This is a genomic window from Proteus sp. NMG38-2 (genome assembly GCF_020640995.1).
Taxonomy (GTDB): Bacteria; Pseudomonadota; Gammaproteobacteria; order Enterobacterales; family Enterobacteriaceae; genus Proteus.
This window is the reverse complement of the sequence record NZ_CP085481.1, coordinates 2142002-2163619: the sequence shown is the minus strand read 5'-3', so window position 1 is coordinate 2163619 and position 21618 is coordinate 2142002. Positions and strand designations below refer to the sequence as shown.

General features: G+C 37.3%; 15 protein-coding genes. 7 read left to right on the top strand and 8 right to left on the bottom strand.

Annotated features, from left to right (window positions below; all coding sequences use genetic code 11):
• Positions 1–28: 28 nt before the first annotated feature.
• Positions 29–1021, bottom strand: a complete 993-nt coding sequence (locus LG402_RS10345) for a tyrosine-type recombinase/integrase (protein ID WP_166541164.1) — start codon at positions 1019–1021, stop codon at positions 29–31.
• 332 nt (positions 1022–1353) lie between these two features.
• Positions 1354–2388 (bottom strand): isoaspartyl peptidase/L-asparaginase family protein, encoded by a 1035-nt coding sequence (locus LG402_RS10340; protein ID WP_227336912.1) that lies wholly within the window; start codon positions 2386–2388, stop codon positions 1354–1356.
• 856 nt (positions 2389–3244) lie between these two features.
• On the opposite strand from LG402_RS10340, the gene LG402_RS10335 reads away from it, so the two are divergent.
• The 5 genes from LG402_RS10335 (at position 3245) to LG402_RS10315 (ending at position 11606) form a co-directional block, all read left to right on the top strand.
• Positions 3245–4318: an HlyD family secretion protein gene (locus LG402_RS10335; RefSeq protein ID WP_166541166.1), complete on the top strand. Its 1074-nt coding sequence runs from the start codon at positions 3245–3247 to the stop codon at positions 4316–4318.
• An 8-nt stretch (positions 4319–4326) separates the two neighbouring features.
• A complete protein-coding gene (rbbA, locus tag LG402_RS10330; RefSeq protein WP_227336957.1) occupies positions 4327–7083 on the top strand; it encodes a ribosome-associated ATPase/putative transporter RbbA in 2757 nt (918 codons plus the stop codon).
• Entirely contained in the window at positions 7084–8211 is a 1128-nt protein-coding gene (locus LG402_RS10325; RefSeq protein WP_166541168.1) for an ABC transporter permease, read from the top strand.
• A 271-nt stretch (positions 8212–8482) separates the two neighbouring features.
• Entirely contained in the window at positions 8483–8872 is a 390-nt protein-coding gene (locus tag LG402_RS10320; RefSeq protein WP_166541169.1) for a hypothetical protein, read from the top strand.
• The gene (locus tag LG402_RS10315) at positions 8859–11606 is read left to right on the top strand and encodes a phage tail protein (RefSeq protein WP_227336911.1); all 2748 of its coding nucleotides are present in this window, start codon (positions 8859–8861) and stop codon (positions 11604–11606) included. The genes LG402_RS10320 and LG402_RS10315 overlap by 14 nt, the downstream gene beginning before the upstream one ends.
• 38 nt (positions 11607–11644) lie before the next feature.
• On the opposite strand, the gene kdpE is transcribed toward LG402_RS10315, so the two are convergent.
• The 5 genes from kdpE to kdpA are packed head-to-tail and all read right to left on the bottom strand — an operon-like array spanning position 11645 to position 19408.
• On the bottom strand, positions 11645–12328 hold the full coding sequence (kdpE, locus tag LG402_RS10310) for a two-component system response regulator KdpE (protein ID WP_166541171.1): 684 nt from the start codon (positions 12326–12328) through the stop codon (positions 11645–11647).
• Complete coding sequence (kdpD, locus tag LG402_RS10305; protein ID WP_166541172.1) at positions 12325–15027, bottom strand: two-component system sensor histidine kinase KdpD; 2703 nt, start codon at positions 15025–15027, stop codon at positions 12325–12327. Before kdpD ends, kdpE begins: the two co-directional genes overlap by 4 nt.
• A gap of 1 nt (position 15028) precedes the next feature.
• A complete protein-coding gene (gene kdpC / locus LG402_RS10300; RefSeq protein WP_166541173.1) occupies positions 15029–15625 on the bottom strand; it encodes a potassium-transporting ATPase subunit KdpC in 597 nt (198 codons plus the stop codon).
• Positions 15626–15635: 10 nt separating this feature from the next.
• On the bottom strand, positions 15636–17693 hold the full coding sequence (gene kdpB / locus LG402_RS10295) for a potassium-transporting ATPase subunit KdpB (RefSeq protein WP_227336910.1): 2058 nt from the start codon (positions 17691–17693) through the stop codon (positions 15636–15638).
• Between the two features lie 11 nt (positions 17694–17704).
• Positions 17705–19408, bottom strand: a complete 1704-nt coding sequence (kdpA, locus tag LG402_RS10290) for a potassium-transporting ATPase subunit KdpA (protein WP_227336909.1) — start codon at positions 19406–19408, stop codon at positions 17705–17707.
• A 313-nt stretch (positions 19409–19721) separates the two neighbouring features.
• On the opposite strand from kdpA, the gene LG402_RS10285 reads away from it, so the two are divergent.
• Both LG402_RS10285 and LG402_RS10280 read left to right on the top strand, forming a co-directional pair.
• Positions 19722–20408, top strand: a complete 687-nt coding sequence (locus LG402_RS10285) for an ankyrin repeat domain-containing protein (RefSeq protein WP_319800755.1) — start codon at positions 19722–19724, stop codon at positions 20406–20408.
• Positions 20408–20869 carry a nucleoside deaminase gene (locus tag LG402_RS10280; protein ID WP_227336907.1) on the top strand — a complete coding sequence of 154 codons (462 nt, stop codon included), beginning with the start codon at positions 20408–20410 and terminating at the stop codon, positions 20867–20869. The genes LG402_RS10285 and LG402_RS10280 overlap by 1 nt, the downstream gene beginning before the upstream one ends.
• 104 nt (positions 20870–20973) lie before the next feature.
• Here the strand turns inward: LG402_RS10280 and dmsD are convergent, their stop codons facing one another.
• Entirely contained in the window at positions 20974–21585 is a 612-nt protein-coding gene (gene dmsD, locus LG402_RS10275) for a Tat proofreading chaperone DmsD (protein ID WP_109408165.1), read from the bottom strand.
• Positions 21586–21618 lie beyond the last annotated feature (33 nt).

Below are 21618 nucleotides of genomic sequence, written 5' to 3'. Positions count from 1 at the left end.
TCAAAAGTGAATTATTCAAAAATAAAATTTAAAAACGTAAATGGCGTGCTGCTTTTCTTAGTCGATCATCCCCACGTCTGTCATAACGCTGAGTTGTCATAATACTGGCATGACCCATTGCATCTTTTACAGTCACAATATCTTCTCCATTATCAAGCATTGCGGAAGCAAAAGTTCTTCGAAGATCATGAGGAGCAAATTTATCAATACCACTTTCTTGCTGACGAGTTTCTAAAATATAGTAAATAGCTTGGTCTGTAATTCGTTCAGTTGTTACATCGTCAAAACGACGAATTCGAGTGAAAAGAGGGCCATCTTGAGTACCTCTTATTTCATCAATCCATAATTGAACGCGATCCCAAGTATCATCGGGCATATAAGACATTCTTTCTTTATTACCTTTACCTCTGACAAGAAAAGCTTGATCACGAAATTGAATATGCTCGTAATTAATAGCGACTATTTCTGAACGGCGTAACCCGCAACCTAATAACACACTTAATATTGCGGCATCTCTTAAACCTTTCGATGAATTGTCTTTTTCACAACTTTTAAATAAAGCACGAATTTCACTACTCGTTAGAGCTCGACCTTTAGGGAGTCGACTTCCTCTTACCGATTTAACTTGGCGGATATGCTGATAACTTTCAGTATCCATTTGTTTCATTGCCCAAGCTTCTAAAGCGACACCTTTTAAAGCAGCAAGATAAGTATTGATAGTGGCGGGGGCTTTATTGGCATCAGATAACATATCAATAATGGCTTGAATATGATGCCGGCGAAGTGCTCCCCACTGGCAATTTTTGAGAGAAGAAAAACCAATCATCTTAGCAACAATAGTTAAAAACGATCCCATTGTTTGACGACTACGTTTTGAACCCAAACTCATTAAATATGCCATTGCAGGATTAGTATGAGCGGGTGAGGTGAATGTTGCATTCAGATCCAATAATGCTTGTTTTTCAGACAAAACTAGCGATGTTTCAGGTGTTAATTCCTGATCGTCGTGGTGAAATTCCACTGTGATTTCCTTATTAAATCAATATAACCATGATGAATATTCTAACAGATCCAAAAAAGAAAAAAGCTACTTTTTCAAAGGATCATTTTAATAAGTAGAATGGATCTTGTTTGTTTTATCATCAATTGGAATGTTAATTGAACATAGTTAGTGTAAATAGTAATCGAGTTGAATTGTCTCTAAAATTAAGAATAGATTTCTTTCAGAAAAAATGTAGGGAATAAGACGAATAATAGGAGACGAGCTAAGGTTTCGTACCCAAGATCTTCATTTTTCTCTGTTTAAAAATAAGGAAGAAATTGGGTACGAAATAGAAAAATGACTATTTAAATTTACTCTTTATAAATAGCAACAACAGGTTTTCCATCATTACCGATTGTGCCACGGTACATACCTTCAGAATTAAAACTCATCGTATAGTTGCCTGACTTATCTAATACGATAACACCACCACTTCCATTAATAGCTTTGACTTCATCAAGTGCATTTTGTGCCGCTATTTCTAAAGGTAGATTTTGATATTTAACTTGGGCGGCAATATTAAAGGCGGTTAATGTACGGATAAACATTTCACCAGAACCCGTTGCAGATACAGCAACTGTTTCATTATCGGCATAGTTACCTGCGCCAATAATAGGGGAGTCGCCTACTCGGCCATAGCGTTTATTAGTCATTCCGCCAGTTGAAGTTCCAGCTGCTAAATTACCATGTTGATCCAGAGCAACTGCACCTACTGTGCCATATTTATAATCGTACATCATCGGATCAACAAAAAGTGCAGCTGTTTTTCCATCATGATCTAAAACGACTTGTTCTTTTTCTATCGCTTTTTGGAGTTGTTGCCAGCGATTTTCGGTACGGAAATAAGAAGGGTCTACAATTGTCAGCCCTTGTTCTTTAGCAAAAACATCTGCGCCATTTGATACCATTAAAACATGAGGGCTTTTTTCCATTACTGCAATAGCTGCATTGATAGGATTTTTAACTGTAGTGACTCCAGCAACAGCACCGGCATTGCGTGTTTTTCCATCCATAATAGAAGCATCAAGTTCATTACGTCCATCATGGGTAAAAACGGCGCCTTTTCCTGCATTAAAGAGAGGCGAATCTTCCATTACGTTAATTGATTTTTGAACCGCTTCTATACTAGTGCCTCCGCTATTCAAAACAGCATATCCTGCGTTTAATGCTTCAGTCAGTTTTTCTTTATATTCTTTTTCTTGCTCAGGGGTGATAGTGTCTTTAGTAATTGTGCCTGCACCACCATGAATAACAAGGCGAATAGGGGATTGGGTATTAGCATAAACAGAGGTAGCAAATAGAGTGCAAAGTGTCATTGTGGCGAGTTTATATTTTATATTATTCATATAACCCTTCTTATTTTAGATTAAAATTAATTTGATATTTTCATATGTTTTCTTACCGCTTTATTCCTAAGTTCTAATTAATTACGTAAGTTAGCTATAATAACTAACTGCAATAATCACTATATAAAAAGTTTAAGACATAAGTGGTCTGAACACTTGAATTTATTTCTGATTTATCGATCTCTGTCATAGGGTGATTTTACTTTACGATTTATTTTATAACATATTCAAGTGGTTACATTTTTTAGAGGTTGTTTTTATATCAGAAGAAATATGTTAAGTAAGTAATAATATATTCAATTTAAAATTAATAATGCTATTTTTACTGATTATTTCTAGGTATTTAAAATAAGTATTTAAAAATAGGCTTCAATTAATTTATGCAATAAATTCAATCTGTTGCTATAGATGGTTACATTACAGTTAACTAATAATTAGTTATTTTATAAAAGAAAATAAAAAGACAAGTATCGTTTTAATATTGATAAGCGATTGATAACAAATTGTTATTATTTCGTTTGTATTTGAATGTAATAAAAAGGTGTTTTTTATATACAATTTGTGTGCTTCTTCGAATAATCAAAAAGGGATAATGGATTCTGTGATAAAAGCACTACATTAATTTGAGTTAAGGCTCTATTATAGTAACATAATATTTATAATTCATAAGGTTAGCTTTTAACATTTTATTTTTTTATTAGGTATGAGTTAGCTTTATTAATACAAATGAACTATTTTTAAATATAGATAAAATAAAAAATTAATCAGTTTTTACTATTTAACTATTTTCTGACATACAGCAGATAAACACATTTTGGGTATTATTTTATGGCTAAAGGAAGGTTAAATAATTTATATGAAAAATCAAAAAAAGAGTCGTTTTTTTGTTTACGGTATTATTCTTATCGCGATAATTGCTGCCGGTGTTTTTTGGTGGAAATCCCAAGCACCGACACTTCCTTCTGGATTTGCTCAAAGTAATGGGAGAATAGAAGCAACCGAAATTGATATATCAACAAAAAGTCCAGGAAGAATAGACTCTATTTTAGTGCAAGAAGGTGATTTTGTTAAAGCGGGTGAAGTTTTAGCCAATATGGATACTCGTACACTTAAAGAACAACTTCATGAAGTTCAAGCACAATTAAATCAAGCAAAAAGCAGTGTTGTTACTGCTCAATCTGCATTATCACAACGTAACAGTGAACAACTTGCTGCCCAAGCGGTGGTTCGTCAACGTATTGCTGAACTGGATGCAGCACAAAAAAGGCTCAATCGTTCTCGCGCATTAGTAAAAACCAATGCTATTTCTATTCAACAATTAGATGATGATATCGCCAGAACTGAAGGGGCTAGAGCCGCCGTTGAAGCTGCCAAAGCGCAAGAAACGGCAACCGTAGCTGCTATTGAATCTGCAAAAGCGGGCATTATTCAAGCAAATACAAAAGTAGATGCCGCAACAGCAACCGAAAGACGCATCATGGCTGAATTAGATGACAGTATTTTAAAAGCCCCTCGTAATGGTCGTGTTCAATATCGTGTTGCTGAGCCAGGCGAAGTTTTAGGCGCTGGCGGTCGTGTGTTAAATATGGTTGATTTAAGTGATGTTTATATGACCTTCTTTTTACCAACTGAAGCGGCAGGTCAAGCAGCTTTAGGTAGTGACGTTCATATTATTTTAGATGCAGCCCCTCATATTGTTATTCCTGCAAAAACGACTTATGTCGCTAGTGTTGCTCAATTTACGCCTAAAACAGTTGAAACGGATAATGAAAGACTGAAATTGATGTTTCGTGTAAGAGCGAGAATTTCACCTGAGTTACTTGAAAAACATCTTGAATATGTAAAAACCGGATTACCAGGTCGTGCTTATATTCGATTAGATAACAATCAATCTTGGCCAACTGATTTAGAGGTGAAATTACCACAATGAGTCAAACAATGAGAACGCAAAGTCATTCTCATATCATTGAATTGACTCATGTATCCCAACATTATGGCGATACCAAAGCACTTGATGATGTGACATTGACTATTCCAGCAGGAAAAATGGTCGGCCTAATAGGCCCTGACGGTGTAGGTAAATCGAGTTTAATTTCTCTTATCTCAGGAGCTAGAGAGATTCAAACAGGGCAAGTCATTGTTTTAAATGGTGATATGAATGATGTTGAACATCGAAGGGCTGTTTGTCCTCGTATTGCTTATATGCCACAAGGATTAGGTAAAAACCTTTATCACACACTTTCTGTTTTTGAAAACGTTGATTTTTTTGGCCGTCTATTTGGTCAATCAAAACAAGAACGAGCAGAGCGTATAAACGACTTACTTGAAAGTACGGGTTTAGCGCCGTTTCGTGACAGACCAGCAGGTAAACTTTCTGGTGGGATGAAACAGAAACTGGGTTTATGTTGTGCATTAATTCATGATCCTGAATTACTTATTCTAGATGAACCGACAACAGGGGTTGACCCTTTATCTCGTGCTCAATTTTGGGAGTTAATTAATCGTATCCGTAAACGCCAAACAAACATGAGCGTGTTAGTTGCGACTGCTTACATGGAAGAGGCTGAGCGCTTTGATTGGCTGGTTGCTATGGATGCCGGAAAAGTTTTAGCAACAGGTCATGCCAATGAATTAAAAGCACAAACTCATACGGATGAATTAGAAGCCGCTTTTATTGAGTTGTTACCTGAAGAAAAGAAAAAGAATCATCAAAAAGTAATTATTCCTCCTAGAGATAAAAGCGACGATGATGTGATTGCCATTGAAGCTAAAGATCTAACCATGCGTTTTGGTCAATTTGTTGCGGTTGATCATGTGAGCTTTCGTATTCCTAAAGGCGAAATTTTTGGATTTTTGGGATCAAATGGTTGTGGTAAATCAACCACAATGAAAATGCTGACGGGATTATTAGAGGCTAGTGAGGGGCGAGCTTGGTTATTTGGTCAAGAAGTTGACCCTAAAGATATCGAAACTCGTCGTCGAGTGGGGTATATGTCGCAAGCCTTTTCACTTTATAGTGAATTAACGGTACGACAAAATCTAGAATTACATGCCAAACTTTTCCATATTCCTGAAGAAGAAATTCCTCTACAAGTTAAGGCGATGAGTGAGCGTTTTAATTTAACCGATGTTGAAGATGTCCTTCCTGATGGTTTGCCATTAGGTATTCGCCAACGTTTATCCCTTGCAGTCGCAGTTATTCATAAACCTGAGATGTTGATACTGGATGAACCAACCTCAGGGGTTGACCCTATTGCTCGAGATATGTTCTGGAACTTGATGGTTGACTTATCAAGACGTGACGGTGTCACTATTTTTATTTCAACCCATTTCATGAATGAAGCCGCACGCTGTGACCGAATGTCACTTATGCATGCGGGTAAAGTTTTAGTCACTGATACTCCGAGTAATTTAGTCAAAAATAGTCAATTTGATACCCTTGAAGAAGTCTTTATTGATTATCTTAAGAAGGCATCGGGTGAACAGGAAAACCCTGAACTTAATGAAAAAACACTACAACTTCCCGCATCTAGCGATGAAAGTGCAGAAAAAGCCTTAAAACAACGATTTAGTCTACGACGTTTATTTAGCTATAGTATTCGTGAAGGAATGGAGTTGCGTCGTGATCCTGTGCGTCTAACACTGGCGTTATTAGGAACGGTTATTCTCATGTTTATTATGGGATATGGAATTAGCATGGACGTTGAAAACTTACGCTTTGGTATAATGGATAGAGACCAAACGGGTTTAAGTCAAGCATATAGCCAAAATCTGTCAGGTTCTCGTTATTTTATTGAAAAAGCACCAATCACTGATTATGACCAACTTGAACGTCGGCTACGTAGTGGCGATATCACCGTTGCAATTGAAATTCCGCCTAACTTTGCCCGTGATGTTGCAAAGGGAAATACTGTAAAAATAGGCGTTTGGATAGATGGTGCGATGCCAAATCGAGCTGAAACAGTACGTGGTTATATTCAGGCAATGCACTTAACATGGATGCTTGATATGGCAATGCGTCAACCAACAAACGTGGTTGATAAATTATCACCAATTAATATCGAAACACGTTATCGTTATAATCCTGATGTAAAAAGCTTACCTGCTATTGTACCGGCTGTTATCCCACTTTTATTAATGATGATCCCTGCAATGTTAAGTGCATTGAGTGTGGTACGTGAAAAAGAGCTGGGTTCTATTATTAATCTTTATGTTACACCTGTTACCAAGGCTGAGTTTTTATTAGGTAAACAATTTCCTTATATCTTATTGGGAATGTTTAACTTTTTTATGCTCTGTGCGCTTTCAGTCTTTGTATTTGGCGTCAGTTTTAAAGGCAGTATGCTTACGCTCTCTTTAGGGGCATTGCTCTATATTACGATCGCAACAGGGATGGGGTTATTAATCTCTTGTTTCATGAAAAGTCAGATTGCCGCTATTTTTGGTACTTCAATTATTACCTTAATTCCAGCAACACAATTTTCAGGAATGATTGACCCTGTTTCATCATTAGAAGGCATTGGTAAATGGATAGGGCATGTTTATCCGACTTCTCATTTCTTAACTATCGCAAGAGGGACTTTTTCTAAAGGATTAAACCTTTTTGATTTGCCTTGGTCTTTTATTCCTTTGCTTATTACTATCCCTATTGTAATTGGGCTAAGTGTCTTTTTCTTGAAAAAGCAGGAGGCTTAAATGTGGCACACAATGCAAAATGTATTTAACTTAGGTATAAAAGAGCTACGAAGCCTCTCACGTGATAAGGCCATGCTGGCATTAATTGTGTTTGCTTTTACCGTATCGATTTACTCATCTGCAACGGTAACACCGGGTTCATTACACCATGCACCGATTGCGGTTGCTGATCAGGATAAATCACAATTATCTGCACGTATTGTAAATAGTTTTTATATGCCTTATTTTTTGCCACCTGCTGATATCACTCCTGAGCAAATAGATGGTTTGTTAGACAGAGGCGCTTATACGTTTGCATTAGATATTCCACCTAATTTTCAGCGCGATCTTTTAGCGGGTCGTAAACCGGAAATACAAGTTAATATCGATGCAACACGAATGAGCCAAGCTTTTTTAGGTAATAGTTATATACAAAATATTGTAATGGGAGAGGCGAAAACCTTTTTAGCCAAAAACAGAACCAATGACCCATTACCTGTTGATTTAGAAGTAAGAATGAGCTTTAACCCTAACCTAACACAATCTTGGTTTGGCTCTGTGATGGCAATTATCAATAATATCACTATGTTATCAATAGTATTAACAGGAGCTGCATTAATAAGGGAGCGAGAGCACGGAACCATTGAACATTTACTGGTTATGCCTGTAACTCCGTTTGAAATCATGCTTTCTAAGATATGGTCAATGGGTTTGGTTGTACTATTGGCATCGGTAATGTCGTTAGTCTTAGTGGTAAAAACCTTGCTTAATGTACCTATTGAAGGCTCGGTTTTACTGTTTATGTGTGGTGTTGCTTTAAGCTTATTTGCGACAACTTCTATTGGTATTTTCTTAGGTACAATGGCGCGTTCAATGCCACAATTTGGTTTATTGATGATTATGGTTTTACTACCACTAAATATGCTATCTGGTGGTATGACATCACGAGAAAGTATGCCTCAGTTTGTACAAGATGTAATGCAAACAATGCCAACAACACACTTCGTGAGTATAGCTCAGGCCATTTTATATCGTGGTGCTGATTTCTCTATTGTGTGGCCTCAATTTATTGTCTTAATTGTTATTGGGTCGGTATTTTTCTCATTAGCCTTATTACGTTTTAGAAAAACCATTTCGGCTATGGCCTAATAAATTTTAAATATTAATCGATAATTTAACCTATTCTCTTCTATTATTAAATATAGAAGGGGATAGGTTTTTTATTAATTAAATTATCTCCGCTTGGTGTTTTTACTTAATTATGGGGTTTTAATAATTAATATTTACAAGAGTAAATAGTATATTTAAGGTAAGACATTAAGTAAAACTCATTAGTAAATAACCTTACCCATTATCAAAATAATGAAATTAATATATTTTTATTGATTGTTTTAAAAATATTTAAAATAAGGTTGGTTTTATGAAGATAATAAGAATATTTAAAGTTGCAACAAGAGAAAGTAAATTTAATAAAGAAGAACAAATTGGTATAGATATAATGGATATTAAGCCAATTAGAGATAAATTATATTTACCTCACTCTATAAATGCTTGGTACACCACAACACTTAATGAACCGATGACTTTTATTCAACTTCCTACAGCGACATCCGGCTCCCAAATTTTACTTCATATCACTCAAGGTTCAGGTGCAAATCAAGTGACTTTTGTTGATGGTGTATTATGGCCTTTAGGTCGTAAACCTCTATTGTCATGGGATGAAAATGCTATTGATATGATCCAGTTTATTGCACTTAACGGGAAATGGATGGGGCGATTTATTGGGGGAGGTATGCATGTATCAGAATGATAATTTAATGTCTATATATAATTTGTTATTTGGTCATCAACGATTCTTAGATAATAATACCGGTTTAACAATGGATAGAAATAAACAACATTTTGTCTTTAATCTTGATGGTGTTTTATCAAATAATAGACACACAATAGGATATACACGTTTAGAATCACAGCCTAATGGAGATGCAACAACAGAAGGTCAATCTTTACAAATATTGGGTTATCTTTATGTATATAAGGCAACAAAGGATAAATATTGGTTAGATAAAGCAATTTGGTGCTTTGATGCCTATATTAAATATTTCTATCAAGATCAAACAATTCCCGACCCTCCTCATAATAGATGGTTAAGCCAATGGATTATTAATGGTAAAGAGCCCACGTTATCTAATTGGCCAATTAATTTTGATGAACCGACTAATTCAGGATTTATTGATACTGAAATTATGTTTGTTGATGGTATATGTCAAATACCCCATGGCACGCCTTATTGGGGAGAATATCTTGATATAGTGACACAAGCCTATCGTGGAGTATTATCTTATTCAAATATAAATGCCAGAGTTGTCGGAATTAATAATGATGGAAGTATTAATTGGAGTAAAAAGGGTGAATCCGTTGAATTAGCATGGTTGATTGATTTATACGGACGAAAAATTGATAAGCAAGGTTATGTATTAGAAGAAAATGCGATTGAACCCAAAGGCTATGTAAAAATGGCATCGCCAATTAATGGATTATGGAAATTGTGTCATGCAAATATTCAACCTGTAGAGAAAGGTGGCTTTCTGATAAAACGAAATATGGCATGGCATAATAGACCTCTTAATATCCCTATTATTGATAAACAGAACTATGGGAATGCTGCTGATGCAGAAGAGTGGTTTTTAGAGGCAAGTTATACATTATGGAAAATAACGAATGAACACCGTTATTGGTTAGCTTGGCGAAATAGCGCATTAATGTGCATGAGATATGCAAATATTGATTCTAATGATAAGTTCTTTAGACAATCTACTACTGAATTAAGTCCGTTTACTGACGGGATCTCCTATGAATATCATTATCCCAAAAATCGCCAGATTACTCTTGATAGGAATAAACAGGGATTTATCAGAATAAAAACGGATGGAAATGCTACGGTGACTTTAGAGCAGCAAAGTATTTCTAAGAAAATTGATAAAAACTCTAAAATAATCATTAATGTAGGAGGAGTGGATAAAAATAAAGCCCCATTAAACGTCAGAATTAATATGGGTATTATTCCGCAAAAGAACAGTCATGTTGTGAAAAATTGGTTTTTGTCACTACCTCATACTTATACAAATAATAACGTAATAAAATATGAATTCAGTGTGAGTTCGTTTATTCAAAAAGATGAAGATATTGAATACCTTACTGTTAATGATGTAGGGTATGTTGAACTGGGTGAAGATATCAAAACTTCATTTGAGTTTGAGGATAATGTTGTTGATGGTCGTTCAGCTGTTGTACAACATGTGGAACTTAAAAATAGCAGTAAAATGATGGTGGGTTTTTGGTTAACAGAAGAAGAAAAAACGGTTCCGACATCATTTACGTATAAATTGAATAGAAATAAATGGGAAATCATTATTTATGATGCTGAATTTTGGCGCTGGCACTGGACATTACCTGTAACAGGAGGCAAATGGTCTACTATTCAGCTAACACCTGAATCTCTTGAATTAACGACTTATCAACCTTATTACTCAGATGGCGAAATTAAGCCTAAGTATCCAAAATTACAAGCCGTATCTAGCGTTACTCTTGCTATAAATGAAGCTGAAAAAGAGAATAGCTCCGAACTTACTTGGTATTGCTTTAACGATATTCCCATTCATTTTAATGATCTTAATGGTTGGACGCATAAATTTTCAATAACCCTATCAGGTGATGATAGTTTTGAAGGACTTATTGGTGATTGTGATATTAGCTATAACGATCTCAATAAACTCGCTTATACCCCCGGAATTATTCCTTTTTCCAATAATTCTACAAAAGATTCCTCTCAATTCGATTCATGGCGTGGATTACCTTATCCTGGCTATCAACATCCTTTTATTTATATCCATGAAGAAAATGCACAAACTCATTTAGAAAATATGTGTCAGTTTTTGTTTGATGCCCAAAAGGCTTATGAAGAGAAGTTTAAGGTGAAAGGACCTGTTGCTATGGCCTATATTTGGGATCGCTGGGATAACATTGAGTATGGTGAGGCAGATACCTTTATTTTTAATCATTGGGGGAGTGATGCTTGGGCAGGTTATCAACCTAGGGCTTTTGCTTCAGCAGCTAGAGCGTGGTATGAATTAGCCTTATGTGAAAAAAATATTCCTGAAAATCTTATTCAATTTACAAATAATTGGGTTGCTTATCTTATTCATTTTTTCGAAAAAGTAGGTGGATTCCCTTGCGAATTTCCTGCGGATTCTCCACCACCAGAAAAGCGAGATTTTGTCGGTCATATGACAGGATTGTGGCTATGTGGCCTTTGTTTTGCAGCAATGTCTGGGTGTAAAAACAGTAAATTAAATTGGATTATTGAAAAATCAGTTACTGAACTTATTGAACATTATCAAATTGTGTCTCCAACAAGTCCCATGAATGGGAGTTGGTCCCCAGCTGTAAGAGTCGGGAGCGATAATGGTATGTTCTATGGTTTTTGGTCTGGTGAGATCTTACGGGGATTAGGTATGTATATTTTATATAAACAAGAAAACTAATTAATAGATTAACTTTACCCATCCTCTAATAGTGTCAGTCATGGCATAAATCGATAACCGATCCCTGTTTCTGTTATTAAGTGTACAGGACATGTGGGATCGGTTTCTAATTTTTGACGCAAATGCCCCATATAAATACGTAAATAATGGCTATGCTCGACAAAATTAGGCCCCCAAACATGTTGCATTAAATGTCGTTGAGTAAGCACTTTACCACTGTTATTAACTAGTTCACTCAGTAAGCGAAATTCTGTTGGTGTCAAATGAACCTGTTCATTTTGGCGTGTGACAATACGATTAACCCAATCGATAGTAATATCACCAAAGGTAAATTGTGTGTTTTCAGTTTCTTGCTTTACAAAACGACGTAGTGAAGCCCTTACTCTGGCAAGTAGTTCACTAATGCCAAAAGGTTTCGTTAGATAATCATCAGCTCCAGCATCAAGTGCGTTTACTTTATCTTGTTCACCATCTCTTGCAGAAAGGACGATTACCGGCGTACTACTCCATTGGCGAAAATCTTGAATAAAACAGAGTCCGTCTTTATCTGGTAAACCGAGATCAAGAATAACCAAATCAGGTTTTCTTGATGCCGCTTCAATTAATCCTCGTTGACATTCAGAGGCCTCATAAACACGAAAACCTTCGTTCTCTAATGCTAGCCGAACAAAGCGTAAGATCTCTTTTTCATCTTCAACAATTAAAATGTTATATGGAGTCACTGTTTTATTTCAATCTCATCAATATCAGGGAGTGATTTTAAAGGTAAAACAAAGTGGAAACTTGCTCCACCTTTTTTATTGTTTTCAGCCCAAATTTCACCTTCATGTAAGCGAATAATCGCATTGCAAATCGCTAAACCTAATCCAACTCCAGGAATAGCTGATTCTTTTACTGCGCGTGAAAATTTATTGAAAATAAGCTGTAGCTGATCACTGGGAATACCATGACCTTCATCCCAAATTTCAACATGAATTTTTGTTTCTTCTGTGTAGGCTTTTATGCCTAACTTCGTGTTTGATGCTGTGTATTTAACTGCATTTTCTAGCAAATTAGTGATAACTCGTTCAATTAAATTGCTATCACAATAAAGCAATAGATCGGCTGAAATATCAATTTGTAATGGATGTTTATCTAGTAAATAAGAGAGTGAACGAATGGCACTTCCTGTAATTTCTTGTAGTGAGTTCCATTGTAAATTGACATGGAATCCACCTGATTGGATCCGAGCCATATCCAGTAAATTATTGACTAATCGTGAAGTTGTGAGAATTTGTTGTCGAATTTGGTTCACTTGCTCAGTGTGTGATGAACCTTCGGCACTTAAATCTAGAAGTAAAATCTCAGATTGACCAAAAAGCACAGTAAGAGGGGTTTTTAAATCATGAGAAAGAGCCGCTAAGAGGGCATTTCGTAATTGTTCTCGTTCTATATTAATTCGTGATTGTTCGGCCATTTCTGCCTGCTGTAATCGCTCAAGTGCATTGGCAATCAGTCCATTAAACGTTTGTAATAACTGTTGTTGTTCAGGAATAAGTAGCTGGCGAAGATTATTGGGTTCAATGGCTAAAATAGCTAAAACTTGTTGAGATGCCGTAATAGGGTGTAATTGATAAGGTACACTTGGAAGCGTATCAGTGCCTGCACCAGCGATCTGATCTTTGTCATAACACCAACGCGCAATTGCATTATCAAGAGGTAAATGCCCCATTCCTTGAGCATGAAAAGGAGTTAATTCGTCTTGTTTATTGGGAATAAGTAAACAAACTTTGGCGTCAAATGCACTTGATAGAAAATGATAACTTGTCTGAGCAATTTCTTGTAAAGTTACAGCGCGACTAAGTTCTCTGGTCATTTCAAATAAATGGCGAGTGCGTTGTTCTCGATAACGTGCAACTCGTGTTTGGTAACGCATACCTGCGGTTAAATTTCCCACTACTAGCCCAACAATAAGCATTACAGTGAATGTAATTAAATACTGCATATCTAAGACAGCGAGAGAAAAGTGAGGCTGTACAAAGAATAGGTCAAAGCTAATAACATTAATTAATGCGGCAAAAATGGAAGGGCGGCGGCCAAAAAAGAGCGCGATTAATACAACACCCAATAAATAGAGTGTGACTAAATTGGCCTTATCAAGCGCTAATAGAAAAGTACGAGAAAATAAGGTTATTACTAAACATAATCCAATGGCTGTGAGATAACCTTTCAGATTTTGTCGCCATTTATCATTTTGCAGTTGTGGTATTTTAGTTTTGTAACGAAGCTCCTCATCACTAAGTGCAACGCTGATAACATGGAGATCGGGAGCGTATCGCGCTAATTTTTCAGCAAAACGCATACGTATCCAACGTTTTAGCCACTGCCACTTTTGATAAGCGCGCTGTCCAATAATGACTTTTCCTAAATTATGCTCTCTGGCATAACGGATCACCGCTTTTTCTGCATGATTGTCGGAGAGGATCGCGGTTCTTGCACCAAGATGTTGGGCTAGCTTTAATGAATGTAAAATTGCTCGGCGTTTATGTTCTCCAATTTGGTGAAGTTTAGGTGTTTCAACATAAATGGCATGCCATTGGCAACCAAAAGCAGCAGCATAACGTGCCGCTGTACGAACTAATTTATCATTACCACCATGAGCCCCCAGGCAAACCATTAAACTATCTGTAGTGTGCCAGACTGGGGCTGTTCCTTGACTATCACGAAATTCTTTAACTTGTGTATCAACACGATCGGCCATACGGCGTAAAGCTAATTCACGCAAGGCAATTAAATTACCTTTACGAAAAAAGTGTTCTATTGCACGCTCGGCTTGTCCTGCAATATACACTTTGCCTTCGTGTAATCGCTGTTGTAAATCGTCAGGTGGCAAATCCACCATAACCACTTCATCGGCACTATCAAAAATATAGTCAGGGATGGTTTCTTGAACTCGAATACCCGTAATACTACCAACAATATCATTAAGACTTTCAATGTGTTGTACATTTATCGTAGCAAGAACATCAATACCCGCATCCAATAACTCTTCAATATCTTGCCAGCGTTTAGGATGTCGGCATTTATGGGGATTACTAAATGCCAATTCATCCATTAAGATCACCGCAGGGTGCCTTGCTAAAGCGGCATCTAAATCAAATGCCGTTAATTTTCTACCATGATAATGAATACGTTGTGGTGGCAATACCGGCAATCCACTTAATAATGCTGCTGTTTCTTGGCGTTGATGTGTTTCAACCACGCCCACAAGAATATCTATACCTTGCTGGTGGAGGCGTTGAGCTTCTTGCAACATGGCGTAGGTTTTCCCTACGCCAGCACAAGCACCAAAAAATATTTTTAAACGCCCACGAGTTGTTGTTCGCGTTGAAGCGAGTAAATCATCAGGAGAAGGGCGTTGCCATTGTTGATCGTGTTCCATTCTATTGAATACTCGCTTTCTGTTGTTTTTCAGCACTTAATTTATCAAGTGCTTGATTCAGCATAAATACATTCACAACAGGCTCTCCCATAAATGACATTAATGGAGATATCGTGTTGTTTTTTATTAATTGTTCTAGTTCATTTTTTGAAAGTTGACGTAACTGTGCAATATTTTCAACTTGGTAATAGGCTGCTTGTAATGAAATATGCGGATCAAGCCCACTTCCTGATGCAGTTACTAAATCCACGGGTACTATATGATGATTACCAACGTTTTTTTGCCATATTTGAACACGTTTTACGACTTCATTTAGTAATAAAGGATTAGAAACTGCCAATTGGCTAGCACCTGATGCCATACTGTTATAAGGCCTTTCTGTTGTCATTGAAGGTCGGCTTTTAAAATAATCGGTTCGATTAAATTGTTGACCAATTAATTCAGAGCCAATGAGCGTGTCATCTTGATAAATAAGAGAACCCTTCGCTTGCCATGGGAATATTAAGTTAGCTAGTCCCGTTACTAAAAGAGGATAGGCCAGCCCAGTTATTAGTGTAAGTAATAATAACATTACTAATGATGAACGAAATAGAGGCATATATAACTCCTTAAAACCCAATAAGCGCTAAAATCATATCGATAACTTTAATGCCAATAAATGGTACTAATAGACCGCTGATCCCGTATAAGGAAAGATTACGACGAAGTAATACATGTGCTGATACTGGACGGTAATTCACACCTTTAAGTGCAAGTGGGATCAAGAAAACAATAATTAAGGCATTAAAAATAACCGCAGATAGCATTGCCGATACGGGTGAATGCAAGTTCATCACATTAAGCATATTGAGTTGAGGATAAGTGACGGCAAAGGCTGCTGGAATAATGGCAAAATATTTAGCAATATCATTGGAAATACTAAAAGTAGTTAACGCACCTCGTGTCATTAGCATTTGTTTGCCAATATGCACAACTTCGATTAATTTTGTTGGATTAGAGTCTAAATCAACCATATTGCCTGCTTCTTTAGCGGCTTGAGTACCTGAGTTCATCGCAACAGCAACATCGGCTTGTGCTAATGCAGGGGCATCATTAGTACCATCACCCGTCATTGCGACTAATCGACCTTCTGATTGGTATTGACGAATTAATGCTAATTTTGCCTCTGGTGTTGCTTCTGCGAGGAAGTCATCAACACCAGATTCTGCTGCGATAGCTGCTGCCGTAAGATGATTATCACCGGTGATCATGACGGTTTTTATCCCCATTTGGCGAAGTTGGGCAAAACGTTCTTTAATACCGCCTTTCACAATATCTTTAAGTTCAACCACACCTAAAATTTTCTGATTTTCAACGACCACTAGTGGTGTTCCACCAGCTCTTGCTACTTGCTCGACTATAGCGGTGACTTCATCAGGAAAATGACCGTGACTAACTTCAATATGACGACGAATAGCATCAACAGAACCTTTGCGGATCAATCGCTCCCCAATATTGACTCCACTCATTCGTGTCATTGCAGAGAAGGGAATAAAAGATGCCCCAATGGATGCTAAATCGCGTTCGCGCAAATTAAAACGTTGTTTAGCGAGGATCACAATGCTTCTGCCCTCAGGTGTTTCATCTGCAAGCGAGCTTAACTGTGCTGCATCAGCAAGCTGTTTTTCGCTAATACCCGAAAGAGGGATAAAACGAGAAGCTTGACGATTACCGAGAGTAATTGTGCCTGTTTTATCAAGAAGTAAAACGTCAACATCGCCAGCAGCTTCAACAGCACGGCCACTAGTTGCGATAACATTTGCATCTAGCATTCGGCTCATACCTGCAACACCAATCGATGAAAGCAACCCACCTATCGTGGTAGGGATCAGACATACTAACAAAGCAATCAAGGTTACTACTGAAATAACGTCGCCATGGACTTGAAATTCGACAGCGAAAACACTGAACGGGTAAAGGGTGATGCAGGCTAATAAGAAAATAAGTGTGAGTGCTGTTAATAAAATAGTTAAAGCCACTTCATTTGGTGTTTTTCTGCGTTTAGCGCCTTCAACCATTCCAATCATGCGATCGAGAAATGAATTCCCCGCTTCTGCAGTACAACGAATGATCAACCAATCGGATAACACACGAGTACCACCAGTGACAGAAGAAAAATCACCACCTGATTCACGGATCACCGGTGCGGACTCACCCGTAATAGCACTTTCATCAACTGAAGCACCACCTTCAATTACTTCGCCATCACAAGGAATAACTTCACCCGCGTTGACTAAAACAATATCACCTTTATGTAATGAAAAAGAATCAACGGTTTCTTTCGGTGCATTGATGTCAGCGTGATGCAAACGCACTGCTTTGGATTGTTGTTTCGCACCACGTAAACTAGCTGCTTGTGCTTTGCTTCGGCTTTCTGCTAATGATTCAGCAAAATTGGCAAATAACAATGTCACCCATAACCAAAACATCACTTGTGAAGTAAAATGATTATCACTAGGGAGATATGCTAATAGCGAAGCAATCCAAATTCCGGTAGTTAAAAGCGCACCTACATAAACAATAAACATAACGGGGTTACGCCATTGTGCTTGAGGTGTGCATTTTTTTATTGCATCAAAGAAAGCCGACATTATTGTTTTTCTGTCAAAAAGTTGGGTTGTTTTCATGATAGGTTTCCTTATTTAGCCCAAAACAGCTGTAAATGTTCTGCAATAGGGCCAAGTGCTAATGCCGGAACAAAAGTCAAAGCACCGATCATTAATACCGTGAGGATCAATAAAAAAATAAACAGTGGTGAAGTGGTAGAGAGTGTCGCCAAGCTTTCTGGTTGACGTTTTTTCACCGCTAAACTACCCGCAATAGCAAAAACAGGTAACATGACACCAAAGCGACCAATGAGCATTGCGATACCTAATGACAGATTATAAAAAGGTGAATTGACATTGAGCCCGGCAAAGGCACTACCGTTATTATTCGCAGCAGAAGTAAAAGCATATAACACTTCGCTAAAGCCATGAGGGCCTGGGTTTAAAATGGCTTCACGACCAACATCAGTAAATAACGCAAGGGTAGTACCTAATAAAACAACGGCTGGAGAGATTAAAATGGCAATGGCTACCCATTTCATTTCGGCAACACCAATCTTTTTACCGAGATATTCCGGTGCACGACCAACCATTAAGCCAGCGATAAATACAGCTAATAATACATAAAGGATCATGCCATAAAATCCTGAGCCTACACCGCCAAAAACCACTTCACCTGTTTGCATTAACCACATTGGCACCATGCCACCTAATGCCGTTAATGAATCATGCATTGCATTAACGGCACCACAAGAAGCGGCCGTTGTGACAGCAACAAAAATGGCGCTACCAATTATTCCAAATCGTGTTTCTTTTCCTTCAAAATTCAGTGAGCTATTGGTACCTGCGAGTATAAATTCTGGATTTCCTTGCCATTCAGCCCAAGTAATAACACCAACGGCAACGATAAAAATCAGCGTCATTGCCCAAAGTAAGGTGTAGCCTTGGCGCTGAACTCCACTTAAACGACCAAAAGCAAAACATAAGGCAGTAGGAATAAGAAAAATAGCGAGTATTTGTAAGAAGTTACTTAATGAAGTTGGATTTTCATAAGGATGTGCAGAGTTTGCCGCAAAAAAACCACCGCCATTTGTGCCTAATAACTTAATTGCTTCTTGAGAAGCAACTGGCCCCATTGGCAACCATTGTTGTTGACCATTAAGACCTTGACTGAATAGCGCAGGTTGAAAGTTTTGTATCACGCCTTGGCTGACAAATAACAGAGACCAGATAATCGCTAAAGGTAGTAAGACATATAATGTAATACGCCCAATATCGACCCAAGCATTCCCTAAAGAAGAACAAGAAGATTGTGTTAATGCTCTAATTAAAACAAAAGCTACCGCAATTCCCGTTGTGGCAGATAAAAAGTTTTGTACTGCAAGCCCCATCATTTGGCTCAAATAACTGACAGCAGTTTCACCGCTATAAGCTTGCCAGTTAGTATTTGTAATAAAGCTAATAGTTGTATTTAGTGCTAAATCCCAGTTCATATTAGGGGCAAATTGGGGATTTAACGGTAAATAGCCTTGGTTAAGCAGTATGACAAATAATAGAATTGCCCCCATTAAATTAAAAATAAGCAGAGCGAGCATATACTGATACCCGCTCATAGGCTGAATAGATTTACCTGCGGGTTTAAAACCACAGCAACGCCAAATGACATGTTCAGTTTGAGTAACCCAATGAGGTAAATCACCTTCAATCAGGCGAGCTAAATAATGTCCAAGCATTTTTCCCATTACAAATAGTGTAATAAGAAAAACAGCAATATATATCAACGCTGTTATTGCCATTTTTAAAATGCCTCTGCATGAAATAACACATAAATAAGATAAGCAGTGAGCAAAACAACTAATGTCACAGCACCGAATATCACCATCAGAATGATCCTTTTACTATTTAGATTAAGAGAGCGTACTTAAAGGTCTGTAAAGATGTTGATAAAAGAGATAGGTGAAGTGTAAAAAAAGTATAAAAATGGCAGATAGGTGATCTATTGACTCCTTGATTGGTTGAAATAATGTCATGCCTTTGTTAGATCTAAGTTAGGTTCAAATAATATGCTAATTAAGTGAATAGAAATTAGCACTCTCTAGGGGATATTGAATGAATACTCTCTATCTAAAGGCCAAATGGTTTTTATACTTCTTAAGCTTATTAATAATTTCATCTATCTTCATGGTTAAAGCGATGGCAAATTCTGATAAGGCATACCTAGTTACACTGGCACAAGAGGGAAATTTATCTGAATTAAAACGTCAGATAGAACAAGGTGCAGATATTGAACAACGTGATCTAAAGTTACGCACACCGCTAATGGCGGCCACACATGCCAACCAAATTGAGGTTGCAAAATATCTGATTGAGCATGGCGCAGATGTTAATGCCCGTGATGCTATTCATGATTCACCATATCTTTATTCAGGTGCTAGAGGTTTACAGGAGATCTTAGAATTAACGTTATCGCATGGTGCCTCGCTTAAAAGTGTTAATCGTTATGGTGGAACAGCATTAATTCCTGCTTCAGAGCGAGGTCATGTAAAAACAGTAAAAACATTGATTGATGCTGGTGTGGATGTTGATCATATTAATCGTTTAGGTTGGACGGCTTTAATCGAAGCTATTATTTTAGGTGATGGTAGCCAAAAATATGAAGAGATTGTGACTTTACTTATTAAAGGCGGAGCTAACGTTAACCTTGCCGATGGCTCTGGCTACACACCATTAACTTTAGCTAAAGATAAAGGCTATACAAACATCGTTAATATACTTGAAAAAGCGGGGGCAAAATAATGTCAGATAATCAATTTATACAACAAGCTATATCGCTTGCAATGGATAATGTGAAAGTGGGGGGAAGGCCATTTGGTGCGGTTATTGTGAATAATGATCAAGTGATTGCAAGTGCTGTTAATCAAATAGTAACGACAAATGATCCCACTGCCCATGCTGAATTATTAGCATTACGAGAAGCAGGTAAAGTATTAGGGCGAACAAAATTAGATGACTGTATTATTTATGCCAGTGGACAACCTTGCCCAATGTGTCTTGCCGCAATGCGTATGGCGGGGATCTCTAAAATTTTTTATGCTTATTCTAATGAGGATGCAGAGCCTTACGGACTATCGACAGCCCGTATTGCTAAAGCATTAAGAAAGGAGCCAGAGCAACAAGAAGGCCTTCAATTTGTACAGATAAAAGCTGAGAATGAAATGCAACCTGAACTTTATCAGTATTGGTCACAGCAATCTTAAAGATGCTAAGTTTTCTATAAATAAAAGCCCTAAAAGCGAGAATTGAAGTAACAGCATAAGATCAGATACTTTTAGGACTTTTTATTTTTACTATTGATGATTAATCAACAAAATAATTGTTTTTCAGCAGGGGTCACATTTAACTGCGATTGCCAACTTTTGAGCGTTAACGTCGCCAACATGGCTAAACCTTCATAATAAGGGAAGGCCCCTTGTAAAGATAACTTTTCTAAATAACGATAAGCCCATGGCAGAAGGTGTTCTGCTAATAACTCATTGAGCTTTTCAGGGCGAGTTTCTGCAATCCATGCCACCATCATTACCATTAATCCAAAGTGATCTTCAGGCTCATTTTGAGTTAACGCAATATCAATGCCATTTTCTAGCATCCATTCACGTAAATCTAATGTTGAATTACCAAATAATACATTTTCATGATCAAGATAGACTGAGCCCCAAGGAGGTGCTGGAAGTGCGTAAGGGCCGACAAATAAACGCTGATAAGCTTGTGCTAAAGTTTCTTCATTTAATGAGGTTTGTGAAAGTAGACTTGCAATACGTTGCTTCTCTTCCTCACTGCCATACGGCCATTCATCAATCCACTTTGGGCTCGACAGCAGTTCGACAATGTCATTTTTTTCAGTGGGTGCATAATAAAATGCCGCACCTAAAATACGGGCAGTAAGAGAAATGTCAGTAATAAGTTGTTGTTCCATAATATTTTTATAATCCGCTTAGATTTATTGTCT

Bases quoted from the DNA above. Each gene is read 5' to 3' on its own strand.
- LG402_RS10340 (WP_227336912.1), bottom strand. From the start codon at position 2,388: ATGAATAATATAAAATATAAACTCGCCACAATGACACTTTGCACTCTA.
- LG402_RS10335 (WP_166541166.1), top strand. From the start codon at position 3,245: ATGAAAAATCAAAAAAAGAGTCGTTTTTTTGTTTACGGTATTATTCTT.
- rbbA (WP_227336957.1), top strand. From the start codon at position 4,327: ATGAGAACGCAAAGTCATTCTCATATCATTGAATTGACTCATGTATCC.
- LG402_RS10325 (WP_166541168.1), top strand. From the start codon at position 7,084: ATGTGGCACACAATGCAAAATGTATTTAACTTAGGTATAAAAGAGCTA.
- LG402_RS10320 (WP_166541169.1), top strand. From the start codon at position 8,483: ATGAAGATAATAAGAATATTTAAAGTTGCAACAAGAGAAAGTAAATTT.
- LG402_RS10315 (WP_227336911.1), top strand. From the start codon at position 8,859: ATGTATCAGAATGATAATTTAATGTCTATATATAATTTGTTATTTGGT.
- kdpD (WP_166541172.1), bottom strand. From the start codon at position 15,027: ATGGAACACGATCAACAATGGCAACGCCCTTCTCCTGATGATTTACTC.
- kdpC (WP_166541173.1), bottom strand. From the start codon at position 15,625: ATGCCTCTATTTCGTTCATCATTAGTAATGTTATTATTACTTACACTA.
- kdpB (WP_227336910.1), bottom strand. From the start codon at position 17,693: ATGAAAACAACCCAACTTTTTGACAGAAAAACAATAATGTCGGCTTTC.
- kdpA (WP_227336909.1), bottom strand. From the start codon at position 19,408: ATGGCAATAACAGCGTTGATATATATTGCTGTTTTTCTTATTACACTA.
- LG402_RS10285 (WP_319800755.1), top strand. From the start codon at position 19,722: ATGAATACTCTCTATCTAAAGGCCAAATGGTTTTTATACTTCTTAAGC.
- LG402_RS10280 (WP_227336907.1), top strand. From the start codon at position 20,408: ATGTCAGATAATCAATTTATACAACAAGCTATATCGCTTGCAATGGAT.
- dmsD (WP_109408165.1), bottom strand. From the start codon at position 21,585: ATGGAACAACAACTTATTACTGACATTTCTCTTACTGCCCGTATTTTA.